Origin of the sequence: Nocardia farcinica (assembly GCF_001182745.1) — a bacterium.
Lineage (GTDB): Bacteria > Actinomycetota > Actinomycetes > Mycobacteriales > Mycobacteriaceae > Nocardia > Nocardia farcinica.
In genome coordinates this window covers 2,543,510-2,564,544 of sequence record NZ_LN868938.1, presented here as the reverse complement: position 1 = coordinate 2,564,544, position 21,035 = coordinate 2,543,510, and the positions used below count along the sequence as shown (strand labels likewise).

General features: G+C 70.4%; 26 protein-coding genes and 1 other RNA gene. 11 read left to right on the top strand and 16 right to left on the bottom strand.

Annotated features, from left to right (window positions below; genetic code table 11):
- The 9 genes from AMO33_RS12340 to AMO33_RS30325 form a co-directional block, all read right to left on the bottom strand.
- Window positions 1–765 carry an ESX secretion-associated protein EspG gene (locus AMO33_RS12340; protein WP_060592689.1) on the bottom strand — a complete coding sequence of 255 codons (765 nt, stop codon included), beginning with the start codon at window positions 763–765 and terminating at the stop codon, window positions 1–3.
- Entirely contained in the window at window positions 762–2,147 is a 1,386-nt protein-coding gene (locus AMO33_RS12335; protein ID WP_060592688.1) for a hypothetical protein, read from the bottom strand. The genes AMO33_RS12340 and AMO33_RS12335 overlap by 4 nt, the downstream gene beginning before the upstream one ends.
- A complete protein-coding gene (locus AMO33_RS12330; RefSeq protein WP_060592687.1) occupies window positions 2,147–2,551 on the bottom strand; it encodes a hypothetical protein in 405 nt (134 codons plus the stop codon). Before AMO33_RS12330 ends, AMO33_RS12335 begins: the two co-directional genes overlap by 1 nt.
- A 49-nt stretch (window positions 2,552–2,600) precedes the next feature.
- Window positions 2,601–3,137: a DUF3558 domain-containing protein gene (locus AMO33_RS12325; RefSeq protein WP_060592686.1), complete on the bottom strand. Its 537-nt coding sequence runs from the start codon at window positions 3,135–3,137 to the stop codon at window positions 2,601–2,603.
- A 320-nt stretch (window positions 3,138–3,457) separates the two neighbouring features.
- Window positions 3,458–4,003, bottom strand: coding sequence for a DUF3558 domain-containing protein (locus tag AMO33_RS12320; protein ID WP_060592685.1), 546 nt, complete (start codon window positions 4,001–4,003; stop codon window positions 3,458–3,460).
- Window positions 4,004–4,282: 279 nt separating this feature from the next.
- Window positions 4,283–4,819 carry a DUF3558 domain-containing protein gene (locus tag AMO33_RS12315; RefSeq protein ID WP_060592684.1) on the bottom strand — a complete coding sequence of 179 codons (537 nt, stop codon included), beginning with the start codon at window positions 4,817–4,819 and terminating at the stop codon, window positions 4,283–4,285.
- A gap of 173 nt (window positions 4,820–4,992) precedes the next feature.
- On the bottom strand, window positions 4,993–5,133 hold the full coding sequence (locus tag AMO33_RS31460; RefSeq protein ID WP_159005457.1) for a hypothetical protein: 141 nt from the start codon (window positions 5,131–5,133) through the stop codon (window positions 4,993–4,995).
- Window positions 5,133–5,537 (bottom strand): hypothetical protein, encoded by a 405-nt coding sequence (locus AMO33_RS12310; protein WP_060592683.1) that lies wholly within the window; start codon window positions 5,535–5,537, stop codon window positions 5,133–5,135. The genes AMO33_RS31460 and AMO33_RS12310 overlap by 1 nt, the downstream gene beginning before the upstream one ends.
- Before the next feature lie 44 nt (window positions 5,538–5,581).
- A complete protein-coding gene (locus AMO33_RS30325) occupies window positions 5,582–6,124 on the bottom strand; it encodes a DUF3558 domain-containing protein (RefSeq protein WP_076574112.1) in 543 nt (180 codons plus the stop codon).
- A gap of 222 nt (window positions 6,125–6,346) precedes the next feature.
- Between AMO33_RS30325 and AMO33_RS12305 the strand changes: the two genes are divergently transcribed.
- The 4 genes from AMO33_RS12305 (at window position 6,347) to AMO33_RS12290 (ending at window position 10,284) form a co-directional block, all read left to right on the top strand.
- Complete coding sequence (locus AMO33_RS12305) at window positions 6,347–7,084, top strand: zinc ribbon domain-containing protein (protein WP_060592682.1); 738 nt, start codon at window positions 6,347–6,349, stop codon at window positions 7,082–7,084.
- A gap of 4 nt (window positions 7,085–7,088) precedes the next feature.
- Window positions 7,089–8,309 (top strand): bifunctional RNase H/acid phosphatase, encoded by a 1,221-nt coding sequence (locus tag AMO33_RS12300; protein ID WP_060592681.1) that lies wholly within the window; start codon window positions 7,089–7,091, stop codon window positions 8,307–8,309.
- Window positions 8,310–8,488: 179 nt separating this feature from the next.
- On the top strand, window positions 8,489–9,178 hold the full coding sequence (locus AMO33_RS12295; protein ID WP_011208172.1) for a chymotrypsin family serine protease: 690 nt from the start codon (window positions 8,489–8,491) through the stop codon (window positions 9,176–9,178).
- A 125-nt stretch (window positions 9,179–9,303) separates the two neighbouring features.
- The gene (locus tag AMO33_RS12290; RefSeq protein ID WP_060592680.1) at window positions 9,304–10,284 is read left to right on the top strand and encodes a YihY/virulence factor BrkB family protein; all 981 of its coding nucleotides are present in this window, start codon (window positions 9,304–9,306) and stop codon (window positions 10,282–10,284) included.
- A 19-nt stretch (window positions 10,285–10,303) separates the two neighbouring features.
- Here the strand turns inward: AMO33_RS12290 and AMO33_RS12285 are convergent, their stop codons facing one another.
- Window positions 10,304–11,191, bottom strand: a complete 888-nt coding sequence (locus AMO33_RS12285) for an alpha/beta hydrolase (protein WP_060592679.1) — start codon at window positions 11,189–11,191, stop codon at window positions 10,304–10,306.
- Window positions 11,192–11,265: 74 nt separating this feature from the next.
- On the opposite strand from AMO33_RS12285, the gene rnpB reads away from it, so the two are divergent.
- Window positions 11,266–11,683, top strand: an RNA gene (rnpB, locus tag AMO33_RS12280) — RNase P RNA component class A.
- 71 nt (window positions 11,684–11,754) lie between these two features.
- On the opposite strand, the gene AMO33_RS12275 is transcribed toward rnpB, so the two are convergent.
- Complete coding sequence (locus AMO33_RS12275; RefSeq protein ID WP_011208175.1) at window positions 11,755–12,138, bottom strand: hypothetical protein; 384 nt, start codon at window positions 12,136–12,138, stop codon at window positions 11,755–11,757.
- A gap of 319 nt (window positions 12,139–12,457) precedes the next feature.
- On the opposite strand from AMO33_RS12275, the gene AMO33_RS12270 reads away from it, so the two are divergent.
- Together AMO33_RS12270 and AMO33_RS12265 are read left to right on the top strand one after the other, a co-directional pair.
- Window positions 12,458–12,907 (top strand): hypothetical protein, encoded by a 450-nt coding sequence (locus AMO33_RS12270; RefSeq protein ID WP_228787242.1) that lies wholly within the window; start codon window positions 12,458–12,460, stop codon window positions 12,905–12,907.
- A gap of 11 nt (window positions 12,908–12,918) precedes the next feature.
- Window positions 12,919–14,352: an RNB domain-containing ribonuclease gene (locus AMO33_RS12265; RefSeq protein WP_011208177.1), complete on the top strand. Its 1,434-nt coding sequence runs from the start codon at window positions 12,919–12,921 to the stop codon at window positions 14,350–14,352.
- A 31-nt stretch (window positions 14,353–14,383) separates the two neighbouring features.
- On the opposite strand, the gene AMO33_RS12260 is transcribed toward AMO33_RS12265, so the two are convergent.
- From AMO33_RS12260 to panB, 4 genes are all read right to left on the bottom strand, one after another.
- Entirely contained in the window at window positions 14,384–15,256 is an 873-nt protein-coding gene (locus AMO33_RS12260) for a CHAD domain-containing protein (RefSeq protein ID WP_060592678.1), read from the bottom strand.
- The gene (gene pip, locus AMO33_RS12255) at window positions 15,257–16,222 is read right to left on the bottom strand and encodes a prolyl aminopeptidase (protein WP_060592677.1); all 966 of its coding nucleotides are present in this window, start codon (window positions 16,220–16,222) and stop codon (window positions 15,257–15,259) included.
- Window positions 16,222–16,656 (bottom strand): hypothetical protein, encoded by a 435-nt coding sequence (locus AMO33_RS12250; protein ID WP_060592676.1) that lies wholly within the window; start codon window positions 16,654–16,656, stop codon window positions 16,222–16,224. The genes pip and AMO33_RS12250 overlap by 1 nt, the downstream gene beginning before the upstream one ends.
- Window positions 16,657–16,776: 120 nt before the next feature.
- Complete coding sequence (gene panB / locus AMO33_RS12245; protein WP_060592675.1) at window positions 16,777–17,628, bottom strand: 3-methyl-2-oxobutanoate hydroxymethyltransferase; 852 nt, start codon at window positions 17,626–17,628, stop codon at window positions 16,777–16,779.
- 467 nt (window positions 17,629–18,095) lie between these two features.
- Here panB and AMO33_RS12240 point away from each other — a divergent pair, with 467 nt between their 5' ends.
- The 4 genes from AMO33_RS12240 to AMO33_RS12225 all read left to right on the top strand — a co-directional run bounded on the left by AMO33_RS12240 (window position 18,096) and on the right by AMO33_RS12225 (window position 20,375).
- A complete protein-coding gene (locus tag AMO33_RS12240) occupies window positions 18,096–18,503 on the top strand; it encodes a hypothetical protein (RefSeq protein ID WP_060592674.1) in 408 nt (135 codons plus the stop codon).
- A 2-nt stretch (window positions 18,504–18,505) separates the two neighbouring features.
- Window positions 18,506–18,664: a VOC family protein gene (locus tag AMO33_RS12235; RefSeq protein ID WP_338068923.1), complete on the top strand. Its 159-nt coding sequence runs from the start codon at window positions 18,506–18,508 to the stop codon at window positions 18,662–18,664.
- 253 nt (window positions 18,665–18,917) lie between these two features.
- A complete protein-coding gene (locus tag AMO33_RS12230) occupies window positions 18,918–19,730 on the top strand; it encodes an acyl-CoA thioesterase domain-containing protein (protein WP_060592673.1) in 813 nt (270 codons plus the stop codon).
- Between the two features lie 51 nt (window positions 19,731–19,781).
- Entirely contained in the window at window positions 19,782–20,375 is a 594-nt protein-coding gene (locus AMO33_RS12225; RefSeq protein WP_060592672.1) for an NAD-dependent epimerase/dehydratase family protein, read from the top strand.
- Here the strand turns inward: AMO33_RS12225 and AMO33_RS12220 are convergent.
- Entirely contained in the window at window positions 20,355–21,029 is a 675-nt protein-coding gene (locus AMO33_RS12220) for a hypothetical protein (RefSeq protein WP_060592671.1), read from the bottom strand. The genes AMO33_RS12225 and AMO33_RS12220 overlap by 21 nt on opposite strands.
- Window positions 21,030–21,035: the final 6 nt, after the last annotated feature.

Below are 21,035 nucleotides of genomic sequence, written 5' to 3'. Positions count from 1 at the left end.
TCACCAGGCGGGCGCGCGCAGCCGCTGCACGGTGTCGATGCGATGCTGCACCTGGCGCACGATCTCCGCCACCGGCGCGGGTGTCACCGAGAAGTCGTCGGCGTTGTGGTTGACCAGCACGTAGCGGCCGTCGTCGGGATAGTCCAGCCAGATGAAGGCGTGCCCGTCGTCGGTGGGACGGGCGTCGTAGGCGATGCCCGGGTAGACGGTGATCTCGCCCGCGCTGCTGCGCGGCCTGCGGAAGAAGCGGTTCAGCTCCTCCACCGGGTTCAGGCGCGTCGGATGCCGCGAATACACCGGTCGTTCCAGCTCCGAGCGGCGCCCGGTGAACGGCGCGTGCCCGCCGCCCCGGCTGCGCGGGAGCCGGGCGACCACCTCGGTGGCCACGGTGTGCGCGTAACACATGGTCAGCACGACGTCACGGCCGTGCTCGCGATCCGGCCCCGGTTGCTGCACCGCCACCGTCGCGACCTGATCGGCGATACCGACGTGCAGCCGCACCACCTGCCGCAGATCCGGCCCCGCGAACCCGTGCACCTCGATGCGGACCTGCGGTTCGAGCAGCACCGTCAACGCCCGGTGCAACCGCTCGTCGAACACCTCCGACAGCCGCCGCGCCGTCTGCGCGCGCAGCCGCCGATAGTCGTCGCGATGCTCGAGGAACGGCGGCCGGTAACTCAGCGGATACGGCAGCCGGTCGCGGCCCAGCAGTTCCAGCGCGATCGTGAACGCGAGACCGTCCAGCTGCCACCGTAATTCGCTCATCCGCCGATGACCCCGCCCGGCGGTAGGACGCGCGGCTGCTCGCCCAGCAATTCGGTGGTGCGGTCCTGCACCAGGTAGTCCGGGATCTTGTGTTCGCTCTCGTCCTCGTCGCCGCGGCGCCCCGCACCCGCACCCATCGCGCCCATACCCGGCATGCCAGCGCGCCCGGCGGCACCCGTGGCGGCGCGCGTCGCCGCGGCGCCGAGGCCGGTGGGCTGGGCGGTCTTCGCACCCGGCACACTCGACCCCGGGCTCGGCGTCGCGCCGGGCGAACCGAGGCCGGGAGCTCCGAGACCGGGCGAACCGAGGCTCGGAGTGCTCGAATTCGGCCTGCCCGACGGATCCGACAGCGACGAGCCCGGCGGGGCGGCCGAGGGGACCGTGCTCTGCGGCACTGTACTCTGCGGCTCGCTGCTCTGCGGATTCGTACCCTGCGGGTCCTCGTACGGCGAGTCGTCGGCCGGGTCGTCGCCCGCGGTGGGATCGTTCCGGCTCGAAGGATCCTGCGCCGCCGGGGTGTTCGGATTCCCGCTCGGATTCGTGCCCGCCGGATTCGTGCCGGGGGTTCCGGCACCGGGATTCCCGCCCGGCGTGCCACTGCCGCCACCACCGGGTGGCGTACCCGGATTGCTCACCGGATTCGTCGGCTCCGGCAGGATCGGCGTCTGCTTGTCGACCGTCTCCGCGCCCTGCTGATAGACCTTCATGACCTCCTGCGCATGCGCGGTCGCCTCGTTCGCGCGATGCTGGCCCAGCTTCAACACCCCGTTGCCGGGAATGTGCCCGAGGAACTCGTCGACCCAGCTCACCTCCTCCGGCGGCGCCACCGACCGCTTCGCCTGGTCGAGATAGCCCTGGATCAGGTCGATGCCGTTGGCGACCTGCTGGAACCCGACAGTGAGCTGACGGAAATCCTTCGCATAGGAGAGGGTGGCGTCCATCGCGGCGTTGGAGGCTCGGCCCTTCCACAGCCGCTCGATGTCCTCCTCGACCCCGTTCTCGAACGTGTCGATCGCGAGCGTCGCCTGCTCGCACAACCGCCGCCAGCCGTCCGCTCCCGCGTTGATCTCGGCCTGCTCGACACCGCGCTGATCGCCCTTGCCGTTCAACGCCTCCCAGATCTGCTGATGCGTCCACGTCTCGAACGACTCCGGGTTGATGATCGCCTGCGGCGCCGGATTGTTGTACTGGCTCGACAGCTGCCCCCACTCGTTCTGAATATGCTGCCGATCCCCCTCCCAGAACTTCGCCCCGTCCTCCCGCAACGACTCGTCCCGGGCGTTGTTCTCCGCCGACCTCTGATGCCCGTCCACACCCGCGGCGAGCAGCGGCTGCCCCATTGCTGTCAGCGCGACCTTGACCACATCCAGTCCGGCAACCATCAGCCGACCCCCTCGGTGTGCGCATTCATTCGACTTGCCGCGGATTGATCGGTCTGTTGGAGTTGCCCGATCGCGGCGGAGTAGGTATCCCTCATGAGCTTGACGACTTCGATGTGCTGCTGGAGCCGGGCGACAGCGGAGTCGTTCGGATCATGGGGGGCACCGCCACTGGCCTTCGCCTGGAACTTGTTCTGCAAGTCGAGCGCCGAGGGAAGGCCACCGTATCCCGAAAGGTAGGCGAGATCTCCCGCCTGTTGCTTCAGCACGTCCAGCTCCAAGAGAAGAGTTTCGCATCGCTGCAGCAACGCCCCGCCTATGGCTCCGTCCATCTGGAGTCCGCCGTGGACCGCCTGTTCTTTCAACTGCTGCCACTGACGCATCTGGTTCTGTGGGTCATCGGACATGGGTCCCCCGTTCAAAGCGCTGTGCCACCGGGCCGTGATCCGTACGGCATCATTTCGGCAGGTGATCGTTGAGGTCCCGTGCGTGTTTGACGGCGAGGTCGCACCGGTCTGCGGTGATCGGCTGCGAAGCCCGCCAGGCGGCGCTGATGACGAACATCCCTTGCTGCGCGGGTAGCGCGACCCGGCAGACTTCGACTTCCGGATCGGTCACGTCGTGGTGGACGACGCCGGTGCGCGTGCCGATGGTGACGTCTCGCAACCCGGTCTCCTTCGGGTTCGAGCGGAGCTCGTCGACCGTGTGCGTGCTGGAGGCGACGACCAGCATGTACGGAAGCGATATCGCATCCCAGGAGCAGATACGCCATGCGGACGCCCCGGCGGGGTCGGTAGTCACGTGCTTTGTGTTCGGGTCGACGCCGGTTGCCGTCAAGACCTCACCGGAGAGGTCCGTGCACGGATTGAACGCCACGTCGCCTGTTTCCATGCCGGTGGTCGTCGGTGCGCCGTCCACCGTGGATCCGCACCCCACCACCACCACAACCCCCACGGCGGCGACGATGGCGCGTAGGACTACGGCGATTCGCATGGTTCCCCCTGGCGGCGTCGGGACTGTCGGCCTAACTCTCGGCGTAACTATAGGACGCGCTGGACGGTCGATCGGTTCCACCGGAACGGCGCAGCAAGTGGGTGGATGAGGCGTGTGGTCCGGGTTCGCGGGGCGGGGGCGGGCCCGGGTACGCCCGAGGCTTCGTTGCCGGGGTGGCCGAGGCGGTGAACGGCAAGGGCGATCAGCACGGTGTCGAGCAGGCCGAGATCAACGCGGGGGCGGATGGCCTGTATGAACCGATGCGTCCACTTCATCGGGCCTCCCGTTCACGATCTCGGTCCTGCACCGTCGTGCCGCCGTCATCGGGGAAGGTGGGGTTCGAGGTCTTTGGCATGTTCCACCGCGAGTTCGCAACGGTCTGCTGTGACAGGTTGTGAGGCTCGCCAGCCGACAGCGATCTCGAACATGCCCTGTTGCGCGGGCAAGCTGACGTAGCAGCTCAGTTCGAGCTCGTCGGACTTGTCCTTGTAGATCAGGCCCGACCTCGACCCGAGCGCAACTTCCTGGAAACCGGTCAGCTTCGCGTTCGCCCTGGACTCGGCTTGCGTATGGCTGGTCGAAATGATGTCGACCCGGTAAGGCCCGTCCACTGCGTACCAGCCGCATATCCGCCACATGGATTCCCCTTGCGGGTCTGTCGTCACGGTCTTCGTGGCCGGGTCGAGGCCGGTTTCCCGTAGCCACTCGTCCGGCACCTCCGAACAGGGGTTGAATAGCTCCGCCCCGTCAGATTCACCGGCAATTGTCGGTGTCGTCGCCGCTCCGTCGACGGTCGTTCCACACCCCACGACCCCGACGACCCCCACGGCGGCGATGATGGCGCGTAGGACTACGGCGATTCGCATGGTTCCCCCTGGCGGCGTCGGGACTGTCGGCCTAACTCTCGGCGCAACTTTAGGACGTGGTCGGCGGGCGATCGGTTCCACTGTTGGGGGGAGGACATGTGGTCCGGGTTGACGGGGCGGGGGCATGCGCCGGGGTACGCTCGAGGCTTGGTTGCCGGGGTCGTCGGTGGCCGTATCTATCCATGCCAGCCGTCCGCCCCCGCGATGATCTCGTCCCGTGCGCCGTCAGCCATCGATTCCTCCCGGTACTTCGTCAGCGTGAGTCCGAAGCACTCCCGGTTATTTCGGAAGAACCGGCTCGAGGTCTTTGGCGTGTTCGACAGCCAATTCGCACCGGTTTGCCGTGATGGGCTGGGACGCCCGCCAGGAGGCAGCCACCTCGAACATCCCCTGGGCCGCGGGAAGGCTCACGTAGCAGATGTTGCCGCGGGAATCGACCTTGTCCTGGTAAATCAGAGCCTGGCGCGGGCCGATCGTGATGTCACGGAATCCGGTCAATTTGGGATTGTTGCGCGACTCTTCCTGCGTATGGCTGGTCGACGCGACCGAGAGGTAGTAAGGCAGGTCGATCGCTTCCCAGTTGCAGATTCGCCAGGACGACGAGCCGGCCGCGTCGGTGGTGACTCGCTTCGTCGACGGGTCGACGCCGGTGCTCCGGAGAACGTCGTCCGGGAGATCCGTACACGGATTGAATGTGACGTTGCCGGAGCTGTCACCGGCGGTCGTCGCCGCTCCATCGACGGTCGCTCCACACCCCATCACCCCCACAACCCCGACGGCGGCGATGGTGGCGCGTAGGACTACGGCGGTGCGCATGGTTCCCCCTGGCGGCGTCGGGACTGTCGGCCTAACTCTCGGCGTAACTTTAGGACGTGGTCGGGGGCCGATCGGTTCCACTATTGTGGGGGCGTGTGGTCCGGGTTGACGGGGCGGGGGCATGTGCCGGGGTACGCTCGAGGCTTGGTTGTCGGGGTGGTCGGTGGCCGTATTTATCCATGCCAGCCGTCCGCCCCCGCGTTGATCTCGTCCCGTGCGTTGTTCTCCGCCGACTTCTGGTGCCCGTCCACGCCCCCGGCCAGAACCGGCTGCCCGGCCAGCGCCGCCTTGACGATGTCCAGCCCCGCAACCATCAGCCGACCCCCTCGGTGTGCGCATTCATCTCGCCTGCCGCGGATTGATCGGTCTGCTGGAGTTTGCCGATCGCGGCGGCGTAGGTGTCCCTCATCAATTTGACGATTTCGATGTGCTGCTCCAACCGTCTGACCGCCGAGTCGTCGGCGTCGTGCTGACCACCGCCGTCAGCCTTTTTCTCGAACTTCACCTTCAGGTCGAGCGCTGAAGGAAGACCGCCGTAGCCGGACAGATATGCGAGTTGTTTGGCGCTTCTGGTGAGGGCATCGAGTTCGCCCAGTAAGGCTTCGCAGCGCTGGTGCAGTGCTGCCCCGAGATCGGGATCCATCCGCAGTTCACCGGAGACTGCTTGCTCTTTCAACTGCGTCCACGTGACCTGCTGCGTTTGTGTGTCGTCCGCCACGAACTGCCCCTGTCCAGTCGAGCTCTGCCGTCGTTACCGATCGATCAGTCCGGCAGATGCGGCTCGAGGTCTTTAGCGTGGCCGATCGCCAGTTCGCACCGATCACGAGTGATGGTCTTCGACGTCCTCCATGAAGCACTGATAACGAACATTCCTTGCTCCGCGGGGATTGCCACGCGGCAATCGGTGCCTTTCGTGTCCGACTTGTCCTGGTGCACAAGACCCGTCCGGGGACCGATGGCCACCTCGCGGAATCCGGTTTCTTTGTCATTGTTCCTGACGTCTGCGACGGTATTGATACTCGATGCGACGACCAGGTAATAGGGCAGGTCGATCGCGTCCCATGAGCAGATTCGCCATGCCGAGGGGCCTGCGGCGTCAGTTACCACGTCCTTCGATGCGGGATCGACACCAGTGCCGCGAAGGACGTCGTCGGAGATGTCCGTGCAGGGATTGAACTGCACATCGCTGGGCTTTGCTGCCGACTCCGTCGGCGTTCCATCGACGGTCGTCCCACAGGCGGTGACAGCGACCGCGGCTGCGATCACCGCAAACGACGCGACGCGCGATCGATGGGCGATTCGCATGGTTCCCCCTGGCGGCGTCGGGACTGTCGGCCTAACTCTCGGCGTAACTATAGGACGCGGGCGGGGGCTGATCGGTTCCGCTGTTCGGGTGGGAAACGGGTGGCGAAGGGCGCGTGGTCCGGGTTCGCGGGGGAGGCGGCGGCCTGCGGGGTACGCTCGAGGCTTGGTTGCCGGGGTGGCCGGTGGCCGCATCCGTCCATAGTGTGCAGGAGTTCGCCCCCGTTGAATGTCGAACCATCGATCCAGGCCAAGCTGCTTCAGCTCGCGGCTGTCGACGCCGAACTGACGCGGATCGCGCACCGGCGCACGGTGCTGCCGGAGCAGCAGGAGGTGGCGCGGCTGGAGGCGCGGCGCAACGAGCACAAGGATGCCGCGGTGAAGGTGGAGATCGTGCTCGACGATCTGGACCGCGACATCAAGAAGCTGGAGGGCGAGATCGAGGCGGTCCGCAAGCGTGAGGAGCGCGACCGGGGGATGCTGACCTCGGGGTCGGTGGGTGCCAAGCAGCTGTCGGAGATCCAGCACGAGCTGGGCAGCCTGGAGCGGCGGCGCGGGGTGCTCGAGGACGAACTGCTCGAGGTGATGGAGCGGCGGGAGGCCTCGGCGTCGGATCACGATCATGCCGGTGCGCAGCTGACCAGGACCGAGCAGGAGCTGGCCGACGCGCAGCGGCAGCGTGACGAGGCGCTGGCCGACCTGGACGTGGCGCAGGCCCGGTGCGAGAACGATCGCGGCGAACTGGTGGGGTTGTTCCCCGACGAGCTGTTGGCCATCTACGACCGGCAGCGCGCGCAGCGCGGGGTGGGGGCGGCGCTGCTGCAGGCGCGCCGGTGCGGCGCGTGCCGGATCGAGTTGGATCGCGGCGAGATCGCGCGCATCGCCAAGACCGCGGCGGACGAGGTCGTGCGCTGCCCGGAGTGCGGCGCGATCCTGGTGCGTACCAAGGAATCCGGTTTGTGAGGCCATGTCCTACCCGAAGGTGATCGTCGAGGCCGACGGCGGGTCGCGAGGCAATCCGGGGCCTGCCGGGTACGGCGCGGTGGTGTTCGACGCCGACCATGTGGCGGTGCTGGCCGAGCGGCGTGAGAGTGTCGGCATCGCGACGAACAATGTCGCCGAGTACCGCGGGCTGATCGCCGGGCTGGAGGCGGCTGCCGAGCTTGGCGCGCGCACGGTGGACGTGCGGATGGACTCCAAGCTGGTGGTCGAGCAGATGTCGGGCCGCTGGAAGGTCAAGCACGCGGCGATGATCCCGCTGGCCGATCGCGCCCGACGGTTGGTGGCCGGGTTCGACGCGGTCACCTTCACCTGGATCCCGCGCGCGCAGAACGCACACGCCGACCGCTTGGCGAACGAGGCGATGGACGACGCGGCCGTGGTCGAGGAGGTGCGCACCGCCCGCGACGCGGGCCACGCGCCCACCGATCTCGGCGCGCACCGTGGAGCCGCACGTCCTGGTCCGGCGGCGACCGGCGAGGGCGCGGCCGCCCTTCCGGACAGCGGAACTGCCGACACCCGCGTGCTCCCCGACACCCCCGCCGACCCGGCCCCCGGCTGGACCGGCGCCACCGGGCGTCCGACCCGCCTGCTGCTGCTGCGGCACGGTCAGACCGAGCTGTCCGTGCAGCGCCGTTACTCCGGTCGCGGCAATCCGCCGTTGACCGAGCTGGGTCGCGAGCAGGCGGCCCGCGCGGCGAAGATGCTGGCCGCCAAGGGCGGGATCGCCGCGGTGATCACCTCGCCGCTCGGCCGCGCCCGGCAGACCGCCGAGGCCGCGGCCGCCGCGCTCGGCGTCGACGTGCAGACCGACGACGGGTTGATCGAGACCGATTTCGGCGAATGGGAGGGCCTCACCTTCCGTGAGGCCGCCGAGCGCGACCCCGAACTGCATGCCGCGTGGCTGGGCGATCCGTCGGTGCCCGCCCCGGGCGGCGAGAGTTTCGATCAGGTGCGGGCCCGGGTGGAGGCGGCGCGGCGCGATCTGGTCGCCTTGTATCCGGGACGCAACCTGGTGGTGGTCAGTCACGTGACGCCGATCAAGACGTTGTTGCAGCTCGCGCTCGGGGTCGGCCCGTCGCTGCTCTACCGGCTGCACCTGGATCTGGCCTCGCTGTCGATCGCGGAGTTCTATCCGGACGGCGGCTCGTCCGTGCGCCTGGTCAACGACACCTCCTATCTGGCCTGACCGGCCCCGGCCGGCCCCGGAGCGGCCGGGTTCGGGCAAATGGGTATCCATGGCGCCGCCCGCATGCGAAGGTTGTCGCGAGCGTGGACCGGCAGCGGCGCCGTTGTCCGCGTGGCGGGACGAATCCGCGTGCGGTCTTGGGTATTCGAGAGGGAGTAACTGCTGTGAGGTTGAGGTGGATGGCGGCCGCGGCGGCCGTCGTCGCGGGTGTGGGCACGGCCGTCACGGGGGCGGCGCAGGCCGCACCGGGGGGAGCGGTGCTGGGCGGCGGCTCGGGACTGATCTTCGAGAACAATTCGGCGTGCTCGCTGACGGCGATCGGCTACGACAACGCGAACCGGTTGGTCGGTCTCACCGCCGGGCACTGCGCCCCCACCGGGGCCCGGCTGGCGGCGGAGTCGGCGCTGGACGCGGGTGTCGTCGGTGTGGTCGCCTACTCCGACAACGGGGAGGGCTTGGATTTCGCTGTGTTGCAGTTCGATCCGGCGAAGGTGACGCCGGTGCGCACGGTCGGCCCGACCACCATCAACGGCCTGGGCGCGACGCCGACGCCGGGCACGACGGTGTGTTCGAACGGCCGCACCAGCGGATCCGGTTGCGGGGTGGTGTGGGGAAATCTGGACGAGACCGTCACGCTCAACCAGGCCTGCTCGAAGCCGGGCGATTCGGGTGGCCCGGTGACCGTCGGTGACCGGCTGGTCGGGATGAACCAGGGCCGGGTCACCGGCATCTCGGGCATCCGCTTCGATCTGCCGTGCAGCAGCTCCGCCAACCCCATTCACTCGCCCGCCTATTTCGCGCCGATCGAGGTGATCCTCACCGCCGTGGACGCCATCGGCGGCGTCGGCGCGGGCTTCCGCACGGCCTGACCGTCCCCCCCGATTCGCCCCTGTGCCGTCCGGTGCGGGGGCGAATTGGTTTGTCCGGACCGCTGTTCCGGTTTGGCACGGTGCGACCCGGGTATGCCGCCCGCGATGTCGGAGGTGAGTGTCTGATGAGTTCCGAGACGGCGGTGCGGCATGGTCCCGCGCTGGACTGGTCCGGCGGGCCCGCGCGGCTGAACTGGCGATCCTGGTGGGGCGTGTTGCGGCGCACGGTGACCGAGTTCCGCGCCGACAACGTCACCGACTGGGCCGCGGCGCTCACCTATTACAGTGTCCTGTCGGTCTTTCCGGGCATCATCGTGCTCACCGCACTGCTCGGCGCGCTCAGCCCCACGGCCACCGACGAACTGGTGACGAGCATCCGCGAGATCGGTCCGGGCAGCGGTACCCAGCTGCTCGTCGACGCCATCGGGGAGTTGCGCGGCGCGAGCAGCCTGGCCGGGCCGATGGCGCTGTTCGGCGTGGCGACGGCGTTGTGGACGGCCTCGGGCTACATCGGGGCGTTCATGCGCGCCGCCAACGCCATCTACGAGGTGGAGGAGGGGCGCCCGCTGTGGAAGACGGTGCCGGTGCGGGTCGGTCTCACCGCGGCGATGGTGGTGCTGATCGCGGTGACCGCCGTGGGCGTGGTGGCCACCGGCGGCGTCGCGCGCCGGGCCGGTGACTGGCTCGGCCTGGGACCGACCGCGGTCGCGGTGTGGGAGGTGGCGAAGTGGCCGGTGCTGGCCGTACTGGTCAGCCTCGCCTTCGCGCTGCTGTACTGGGTGGCGCCGAACGCGCGCCAGCCCGGCTTCCGGTGGTTGAGTCCGGGCAGTGTGCTGGCCGTGCTGGTGTGGGTGCTCGCCTCGGCCGGTTTCGCCTTCTACGTCGCGAATTTCGGTTCCTACAACAAGGTGTACGGCTCACTCGGCGGTCTCGCGGTGTTCCTGGTCTGGGTGTGGATATCGAACGTCGCGGTCCTGCTCGGTGCGGAATTCGATGCCGAATTGGCCCGCGGGCGCCGGATCGAGCAGGGCCTGCCGCCCGACCAGGAGCCGTTTCTGCCGCCCCGGGACGACTGGGACGACGACCCGGACGCCGCCCCGCGTTGAGTGCGGGGCGGGCCGGAATTCACGGCCGCAACACCGAGACCAGGAATTCGGTCTGGTCGTAGACGGCCTGTTCGAAGACGTCGTCGAAATAGACCTCGAAATGCCCCACCGGATACCGTTTGACCACCGCGTGTTTGGTGCGCTCCGCGGCTTTGAGCGCCGGTTCGACCGGGGCCACGGAATCGTTGTCGGCGATCGCGTAGAACACCGGCATCTTCAACTCCTTGGCGTGCTTGCCCGGTGCGTCGAACAGCGCGGAGAAAGCCACCCGGGCGGCCACTTTCGGTTCGTAGGTCGCGCTCTCCTCGGCGAGCCTGCCGTAGCCCTCCGGTACGTCGGGGGCGCTCATCAGCGCGGCGGCGCGTTTGCGCCCGGCCAGCCGGATCCGGACCGGTTTGCGGCGCAGCGACCCGATCACCAGATCGGTGGCGGCGATGGTGGCGACCTTGGTCAGGCTCGTCGGCCCTTTGGCCCACGCCGACGCCCAGCCGCTGGTGAACGGCACCTGCGCCACCACGGCGGCGATGTAGTCGTCCTCGGGGGCCACGGTGAGCACGTGACCCGCGCCGAAGGATGTGCCCCACAGGGCGATCCGGGTCTTGTCGATGCCGCGCAGGGTGCGGGCGAAGGCGATGGCCGCGCGCCAATCCTCGCGCTGCTTACCGATGTGCAGCAGTTGCCGCGGGTCGCCCTCGCTGGCGCCGAAGTGCCGGTAGTCGAACACCAGCACGCCCATCCCGGCGGCGGCGAATCGGCGGGCGTACCTGTCGAGCCCCATGTCCCGCGTGCCCCCCAGACCGTGCCCCATCACCACGAGCGGGCGGGGCTTGGGGACGCCTGCGGGAGGATACAGCCAGGCGGCGCACTGCTGGCCCCCTGAGACGAAACTGACCTCGAGACGTTCCATGAGCCCTAACCGTACTGGCGGACGGGCCCGCCCACCGGCCGGGGCGGGCGCGGCGGGTAGTCTGGACAGGCGGACGAGTTGGTCGGGCGGCCGCGGCGACGGGAACGGGCACGCTGGTGTCGCAGCCCGGCGCCGAGGAAAGTCCGGACTCCACAGAGCAGGGCGGTTGCTAACGGCAACCCGGGGTGACCCGCGGGACAGTGCCACAGAAAACAGACCGCCCACGGCCCTGCGGGGCCGTGCGGTGAGGGTGAAACGGTGCGGTAAGAGCGCACCAGCGCCCCGGGTGACCGGGGCGGCTCGGTAAACCCCGCCCGGAGCAAGGTCGAAGGTCGCATTCGTTCGCGAGTGCGGCTGCGCAGGCGCTCGAGGGCTGCTCGCCCGAGCCTGCGGGTGGACCGCTCGAGGCACCCGGCGACGGTGTGCCCAGATGGATGGCCGCCACCCGGTGCGAACCGGGGACAGGATCCGGCTTACAGACCAACTCGTCCGCCCCGCCGGATCGCCCTGGCGCGGAACGCTTTTCGGGGCGCACCGCCGCGGCCGGCGGTGCGCCGGGGGCATCAGCACATGTACTTGGCGGTGGTGTAGATCGCGCGGGCTTCCTCGGTGGTGGCGGCGGTGCCGCCGGAGCCGGTGCGCTCGACGATGCCGTCGACCACGGCGTCCTCGGACTTGCCGCCGGTGATGTCGGAGCAGGTGCCGGTGAACAACTCGGCGATCTGGGCGTCGCTGCGCCCCTCGGCGAGCTTGGGGAAGGCGCTGCGGTAGCTGACCACGAACATGCCCGCCTTGGCGGTGTCGGGGACGCTGCCCGCCGGGGCGGACGCGGCGGGGGAGGAGCTGGTGCCCGGGGCGCCGGCATCATCGGCGTTGTCGCCACAGCCCGCGATGAGCAGGGCGAACAGGGTGGTGCTTACCGCGAGTGCGGCGGAGGTTCTCGTCACGCCGCGGGATGGTATCCGCCCCGGGGCGAAGGTCGCCTCCCGTCGGGTGAACGGAAGGCGACGACTCGATGGCCTGGAAGCGGGCGGATCAGGCCGGGTCGATCAGGAAAACCTGCGCCCAATAGGCGGCCTGCTCGGGGCCGACCAGGGGCAGCAGGTAATCGAAAACGATCGATGACATCAGTGCGGTACTCCAATTGTTCGACGTAGGGGCTTCGCTGGAAACGGGCGAGAGAATTCCGGCCCGGTCCGGCCACCGAACACTAGCAGTCCGGGCCCGGTGCGCCGAGACGGTCGGGACGGCTCGTGGGGGATTTGTGTGGAAGTGGCACACAGGGTGATGGACGTCATAGAGTGGTCGCCGTTGGCAGGGCCCGGTGCCGGGCAGCAGCGGGCCGATTCGTTACATCTATGCGGGAAGCAGGTCTCAACACATATGCGGGTAGTTCGTTCCCTGGTCGCCGGTGCTTTCATCGCCGGTGCCGCTTCTGTTCTCGCCGTGCTCGGTGCCGGTTCCGCGAATGCGGTGGCCGTGACCCCGCTGCCGGGCGGCGTGCAGGTCGACCTGAGCCACGCCGATACGAAATGGGTGGCCGACAACAACTTCGGACGGGTGATCGGCAGCCTGCCGCATCCGTCCGCGCCGTCGTTCGGTGAGGCGCTCGACGCCGCGGCCGAGCTGTCGTCGCAGTACCCGACCGGGCGGGTGACCTTCACCGTGTTCGGTCCGCTCGATCAGCTCAACGGCACCATGCTGGCCCTGCAGTAACGTACCCGTACGTGGAACTGCACCAGCGGATCGTCTCGGCGCCGGTCGACTTCGGCGCCATCAGATCCGAATTCGGGTTGGCCTCGGCGTATCCGGCCGAGGCCATCGCGGAAGCCCGCGACGCGGCCGACGCGTTCGCGGGCACCCGGGTCGATCGCACCGACATCGACCTGGTCACCATCGACCCGCCCGGCGCCCTCGATCTCGACCAGGCCCTGTGCCTGCGGCGCACGCAGACGGGTTTCCTGCTCCACTACGCGATCGCCGACGTCGGCGCCGTGATCGCCCCGGACGGCGCGCTCGCCCGCGAGTCCGGTGCCCGGGGCCAGACCTTCTACCTGCCGGACGGCACCGTCCCGCTGCATCCCCCGGTGCTCGCCGAAGACGCCGCCAGCCTGCTTCCCGACCGCGTCCGCCCGGCCGCGCTGTGGACGATCGAACTCGACGAGGCCGCCGAGCCGGTCCACTACGAGGTGACCAGGGCGCTGGTGCGCTCCCGCGCCCGCCTCGACTACGCGGGCGTGCAGGCCGACGCCGACGCGGGCCGCCTGCACCCCTCGATCGCGGCCCTGCCGGAGTTCGGCACCCGGCGCATCGAGGCGGGCCTGGCCCGCGGCGCGATCGGGCTGCGCCTGCCCGCGCAGAGCGTCGTGCGCGACGGCGCCAACCACGGACACTGGCGGCTCGTGCTGGAGCCGCGCACCGCCGCCGACGACTGGAACGAGCAGGTCTCGCTGCTCACCGGCATGTGCGCGGCGCGGATCATGCTCGACACCCCGGCGCCCGAGCGGATCGGGTTGCTGCGCACCATGCCGTCGCCACCGGAATCCGCGGTCGCCTCCCTGCGCCGCACCGCCGCCGCACTGGGTGTGCCCTGGCCCGCGGACGTGCCGGTAGGCAGGCTGCTGGCCGGTCTCGATCCGAACAGCCCCGCCGGCCTGGTGCTGATGTCGGAGGCGACCAGCCTGCTGCGCGGCGCCGCCTACACGATCCTCACCGGCGCCGACGGCGAGGAGTCGTTGCACCACAGTGGGCTCGGCGCGCCCTATGCCCACGTCACCGCGCCGCTGCGCAGGCTGTCCGATCGGTTCACCACCGAGATCTGCCTGGCCCGGTGCGCGGGCACCGAGGTGCCGTCCTGGGTGCGCGCGGGCCTCGCCGCGGCCGCCGACACGATGAAGCGCACCGACGGTCTCGCGAACAAGGTCGACCGCGCCTGCATCGACCTCACCGAGGCCACCCTGCTGGCGCCCCGGATCGGCACCGAGTTCGAGGCGTCGGTGCTGCGGGCGGCCGAGGGCAACCGGCCCGCGGAGATCTTCGTCGCCGATCCGCCCCTGCTCGGTCCGTGCACCGGCGAGCCGCCGGAAGGGCAGCGGGTGCGGGTGACGCTGACGACGGCCGACCCGGTGAGCCGCACGATCGGCTTCGCGTACCGAGCCTGATCGGTTCCCGTCCGGCGCGCCCCGGCACCAGTCAGTCTGCTCGCGTGAATACCTGCGCCGCGTGCGGATACCGCGCCAGGCACCGCTGCGCCGCGGCGGCTTCGGTGGCCGCCAGGTTGCGGTAGACGGTGGTGTCCTCGCCCGCCCGTTCGGCCGCGGCGGCGGCGTCGAGCAGGGCGTGTTCGGACTCCACCGCGTCGCGGTGATCGCCGAGGACGGTTTGCAGGTGTTTGGCGCGTTCCCGCTGGGTGGCGGCGGCCTCGCCGAGCACGCGCTCGGCGGCCTCGGCGCAGTAGCGCAGCCGTTTGGCGCTCTTGCGGATGTCGTGCAGCGCCTCGAGCCGGTCGGCCGCCGGCACGCTCGGCTCGCCGCGGATCTGCGCCTCCAACCGTTCGCTGTCGCGTTCGAGCACCACACCGAAGAACTCCGCGGCGGGCCGGGCGGCACGGGCGGGGCGCAGCGGCGGCTGCGCGCGCCAGCGCTCGAGGGCCCGCCGCAGCGCGCGGTACCGCTCGCCGTCGAGGACGTCCAGCACCGCGGCATGGGCGCTCGCGTAGCGCTCCCGCTCGCCGTCGACCAGCCGGGCCGCGACGGCCGCGCGGCGATCCGCGCTGGTCTCCCGGTCGGCGGCGAGCAGGGCGGTGAAACGCTCGGCTCGCACCTCCGCGTCCCGGGCGGCGCCGAGCAACCCGGCCAGCCATCGCAGTTCCGCGCCGAGTTCGGCGGCCGGATCCTTGTGCAGCAGTGTGCGATAGGACTTCAGCACGCTGCGCAGCCTGCGCGTCGCCACCCGCATCTGATGCACCGAATCGGGGGCGTCGGCCCGCACTTCGGGCTCGGCGGCGAGCAGTCGATCGATGTCGGCGGCCAGCGCGGCGGCGAGCGCGGACCCGGCGTCGCTCATTCAGCCCTCCTTCGCGAACCGATCCGTGGCCTCGACCAGATGGTGGACGATGCCGGGCTCGTTGGCCGCGTGTCCGGCGTCGTCGACGATGTGCAGCCGCGATCCCGGCCACGCCCGGTGCAACTCCCAGGCGCTCACCGCCGGGCAGACGATGTCGTGGCGGCCCTGCACGATCTCCACCGGCAGGTGCGCGATCCGGTCGATGTCGCGCAGCAGCTGGCCTTCGGCGAGGAAGCCGCCGTGGCGGAAGTAATGGTTCTCGATGCGGGCGAACGCGATCGCGAACCGCGGCTCGGCGGTCTCGGCGACCCGATCCGGGTGCGGCAGCAGGGAACTCGTCGACCCCTCCCACACCGACCAGGCGACGGCCGCCCGCTCGACCACCGCGGGGTCGGGGGAGTGCAGCAGCCGGTGGTAGGCCGCCACCAGGTCGCCGTCGCGTTCGCCGGCGGGCACCGGTGCGAGGAACTTCTCCCACTCGTCGGGGTAGACGTAGCCGGCGGCGCCGTTGTAGTACCAGTCGATCTCCTTGCGCCGCAACAGGAACACTCCGCGCAACACCATCTCCGTGACCCGCTCGGGATGGCGTTGCGCGTAGGCCAGCGCCAGCGTGGAGCCCCAGGACCCGCCGAACACCTGCCAGCGTTCGACGCCCAGATGCTCGCGCAGCGCCTCGATGTCGGCGACGAGGTGCCAGGTGGTGTTGACCGACAGGTCCGCGCCGTCGGCGATGTGCGGGGTGGAGCGGCCGCATCCGCGCTGGTCGAACAGCACGATCCGGTAGCAGGCCGGGTCGAAGAAGCGCCGGTGCAGCGGTGCGGTACCACCGCCGGGGCCGCCGTGCAGGAAGACCACCGGCTTGCCCTCGGGGTTGCCGCTGACCTCCCAATACACCCGTTGGCCTTCCCCGACGTCGAGCATGCCGGAGTCGAACGGCTCGATCGGCGGATACAGTTCGCGGCGCATCACAGCCCCACGACGACCGTCGCCAGATCCGGCACCTCGAGCGCCTCGATGGCCTGCTGGCGCACGTCCGGGCAGCTCTTGCTGGTCGCGGTGTCGACGACGGTCTTGTTGTTGAGCACGTCGATGCCGTTCTGCAGGCCCCACGGGTGCACGATCAGGTTCAATCCGACCCGGCCGAGCGTCGGGCCCTGGACGCGGAAGTTGGAGAGTTCGGGGCGGATCGCGTCGCACAGCTTCTGCGCGGCCGCCTCGCTCACCTGCGGTTCCGGTCGCTGGGTGGTGGGCGCCTGGGTGGTGGTGGCCGACGAGGTGGTCGGCCCCGAGCTACCGGCGGGGTTCGGGTCACCGGACGTGCCGCACGCGCTCAACGCCGCGACGGCGAACGCGGCGGCGACCAGCATGGGGCTGCGGGAGATCCAACGGCTGTGCGGCATCGATACCTCTGCTCGAGTCGAGAATGTCGGCTCCGAGTCTGCCATTTCCCGCCGCGGGCGGCGCGCAACCGACGGACGAGCGGGCCGGACGGCGAACCGGCCGGCCCGCTCGATGCCGTGTCAGAAGCTGTGCTCGGGCCCGGGGAAGGTGCCCTCGCGGACCTCGGCGGCGTAGGCGGCCGCCGCCGCGCGCAGCTGGTCGCCGATGTCGCCGAAGCGCTTGACGAACTTGGTGGTCTTGCCGCTGGTGTACCCGGCCATGTCCTGCCACACCAACACCTGCGCGTCGCAGTCGGGACCGGCGCCGATGCCGATCGTCGGGATGGTGAGCTTGCGGGTGACCTGTCCGGCCAGCTCCGCGGGCACCATCTCCATCACCACCGAGAACGCGCCCGCCTCCTGCACCGCGATCGCGTCGGCGATGAGCTGTTCGGCGCCGTCGCCGCGGCCCTGCACCCGGAACCCGCCGAGGGTGTTCACGCTCTGCGGGGTGAAACCGATGTGCGCCATCACGGGAATGCCCGCGGCGGTGAGCAGCGCGATCTGCTCGGCTACGCGCTCGCCACCCTCCAGTTTCACCGCGTGCGCGCCGCCCTCCTTCATGAAACGGGTGGCGGCCGCCAGCGCCTGCTGCGCCGAGCCCTCGTAGGTGCCGAACGGCAGGTCGGCGACCACCAGGGCGTGCGGTGCGCCGCGCACCACGCCGCGCACCAGCGGGATCAGTTCGTCGACGGTGATCGGCACGGTGGTGTCGTAGCCGTAGACGACGTTGGCGGCGGAGTCGCCGACCAGCAGGACCGGGATGCCCGCCTCCTCGAACAGTCGCGCCGAGGAGTAGTCGTAGGCGGTGAGCATCGCCCAGCGCTCACCGTCGGCCTTCATCTGCCGCAGGTGCGGGATGCGCGTCTTGCGCCGCGGCTGAGCTGGCTGCGCCGCACCGTAGGCAGGGGTTTCCGAATCGGATACGGACATCGTCGTCCCTTTCGTGTTGTCGCCTCGAGGCCGCTCTCGGGTCCCCGGGTTCTCTGACGCCTCCAGTGTGCCACCCGGGGTCGCCGCGGAAACAGGGGCGCACGCGGGTGCGATTGGTCACAGGGACGTCCGCGGATGCGTCGCCGTCACCGCCCCCGGCCCGCCGCGCCGTGCGACGACGCGACGGTGGAACTGCGTCGCGCGTGTCGGGCCGTGGGTATCGGCGTGGTGACCGCGGGCGAACACGAGGGACCCGATCGTGTGCACCGGGCGGTCTCGACGCTGTCGACGCGGTGGTGGTGAGCCTGGGCGCCCCGCTGGAGTTCCGCTACGACGGCGCGGTCCATACCGCCCGGACCGTGGGGACCGGACTGATGCGGCCGGGGGCGCGACGCCCGCGACGGTGCTGTGCTCCCGGCGGCCGGTGGTCTACGCCGAGTTGGCGCCCGCAGCCCTGCGGCATCGGCGTGCCGCTGAGCGACGTGGACGCGGGCGGTCTCGCGGCCGACGCGGTGCTGCGGTGGGTGGACGCGTTGTGCGAGGAATTGGCCGGCCGGCCGGTCGGTGACCGAGTGCACGTCATGGGCGTCCGCCTCCTCGAGCGGCTGGTCGGTACCGATCGCGCCGCCGGACCCGACGACGCCTTCCTGACGCTGGGCAGGATCCGCGCCGGTGGCGGGACGGTGCCGGTGCCGACACTGGCCGGCGAGGCGCACCTGAGCCCACGGCGCTTGCGCGAGATGATGCGCCGTGCCCCGGGAGTGACGCCCGAGTTCGCCTCCCGGGTGGCGCGGCGGCCACCTTCGCCCTGGCCCACAGCGTTCCGGAGTGGGGATGGTGTGACCCCGAATCGAGCGGCGGCTCACCGGTGCTGATCATGCTCACCGTGCCCGACCCCGACGCGACCGCAGCACAGATGGTCCGGCACGGCGGCGAACTCGTGATTCCGGTGGAGAACCGTCCGTACGGTCGACGGCAAGGCGGCGTGCGTGACCCGTTCGGCCACCTGTGGGTGCTGGGCGGCGAACCGCGCTAGACCTTTGCGTTCCGCAGCTCCGCGGCGAGTGCGATTCCCGGAGAATCCGTTGTGCCGCCCGGCGGCGCCCGCGACCAGGGCGGGGTCGACGTGTACTCGAAGCTGTGGCTGATCGAGGCGGTGTCGCCTGGGCGCTCGGGGTCGAACAGGCCGGGCACGCGAAGAAGCTCGGCCGATCCACCGCCGTGCGTCCGCTTCACCGGTTACATTCGGCGGCAATCGGATCGGGACGGCGGCGAACGGGTGGTAGGCGATGGTGGGGTTCTTCACCAGACGGGGTGAGGTGTTCCACCCCGAACCGGTGGCGGTGAGCTGGTGGCGGCCGGACCATCTCGGCGGCGTGGCGGTGTGCGGGCTGCTGGGCCGAGGGTTGGAAGCGCTGTGCCCCACGGGTTTCGTGCCCGCCCGATTCACCGCCGATCTGTTCGCGCCGGTGTTCGACGCACCGATCGAACTCCGCTCCGACGTGATCCGCGCCGGTTCCAGGATCGTCGTCGCGGAGGTGTGGATCGTGCAGGGCGGGCACGAACGGGTGCGTGCCTCGGGGGTGTTTCTGCGCCGGGGCGAGCAGCCGCCGGGCCGGGTGTGGACGCGGGACCTCGACCTGCCGGTGCCGCCGCCGGGCTGCGTGCCCGTCGACGGCGGGCCGCCGCTGTTCCGGAGCGGCAGCGCGGCCTGGACCGGGGATTTCGCGGCGAATCAGAACGCCGACCGCAAGGCGTCCTGGCACAGCATGCCGCCGGTCGTGATCGGGGAGCAGGCCACGCCCTTCCGACGGGCGGCACTCACCGCCGACGCGGCGAATCAGGTGTGCCACTGGGGCACGCACGGCGCCGGTTACATCAATGCCGATGTCACCCTGGCGCTCTCGCGTCTGCCAGCTGGCTTCGAGCTCGGCCTCTACGCCGAGAACACCTTCGCCGACGCCGGCATCTCGATCGGCACCGCGATCGTGTACGACCGCGTCGGACCGCTGGGCACCTGCACCGTGACGACGCTGTCGAACGCCCATCGCCAGGTCGACCTCGCGGCCGTCGCGCGCGATCGCATCCCGAATCGACCGTAGGAGGCATCCGGTCGCGAACGGCCGCACCGTCACGAACATTAAGCTCCCCCCGTGCGCGTCTTCCTCGCCGGTGCGACCGGCGTTCTCGGTGTTCGGCTGCTGCCGCTGCTGGTCGCGGCGGGTCACCAGGTCGCGGGTACCACCCGCGCCGTCGAGCGGGCCGCGGGGATCGCGGCGGCGGGTGGCGTGCCGGTGGTCGTGGACGTCTACGACCGGGCGGCGCTGACCGACGCGGTGGTCGGGTTCCGTCCCGACCTGGTCATGCATCAGCTCACCGACCTTCCCGACGACCCCGCGCAGATCCCCGCCCGTGCCGACGCCAACGCCCGCATCCGCACGGAGGGCACCGCGAACCTGATCGCGGCCGCCACCGCGGCCGCCGCGCCGCGCTTCCTGGCGCAGAGCATCGCCTGGACGCCGCCCGGTCGCGGTGACGCCGTCGCGGTCCACGAACGGGCCGTCCTCGGGATCGGTGGTGTGGTGGTCCGCTACGGCCAGCTCTACGGCCCGGGCACCTACTACGAATCCGAGCCGCCGACGCACCCCCGCATCCACGTCGACGACGCCGCGGCCCGGACGATTCCGCTGCTCGAGGCCGACAGCGGCGTGGTGGTCCTGGCCGAATCAGACGGTGACGCCGACTGACTCCCGCCGGGCATGCAGCTCGGCGGCGACCAGCCCGACGAGCAGCGCCGCCTCGCCCACGTTGCCGAGCGGCGGCACGGCCACGGCGGCCGCCGACGCGCCGATCAGCACCACCGTGCCGATCAGCAGCGTCCGCGCGGACTCCTTGCGCCACAGCACGATTCCGGCGGCGAGCATGACGATGCCGACCACCAGCGCGGGCACCGGCGGCGCGGGATGTTCGGCCGCGTAGCGCAGGGTGTCGGCGTACTCGCGCGGCACCAGCCGCAGATGGGGTAGTTCGGTCAGCACACCCCCGGCCAGCAGCGCGCCGGTGAGCACCACGGCCGTCCACCACCAACCGCGTGCAGCGGACACCGATCGGTCGCGACGCCCGTCCTCCGTGCCGCGCCGCGCCCCGAGCCGGTCCGCCGCCCAGACGATCAACAACGGCGTGAGCACCGCGTGCGCGACGAACCGCGGCACGCTCAGCACGTGCAGGAAAGCCCCCTCGCCGAGCACCGCACCCAGCCCGATCACCGCCGAGTCATAGGCCAGCCCCACCCCGACCACACCCAGCAACCAGACCCGCGGCACCCGGGTGACCCGCGTCCACAACACCCCCACACAGGCCAGCTGCCCGGCCGCGACGAGCAGCAGCAGCGCGGACACCACGGCGGT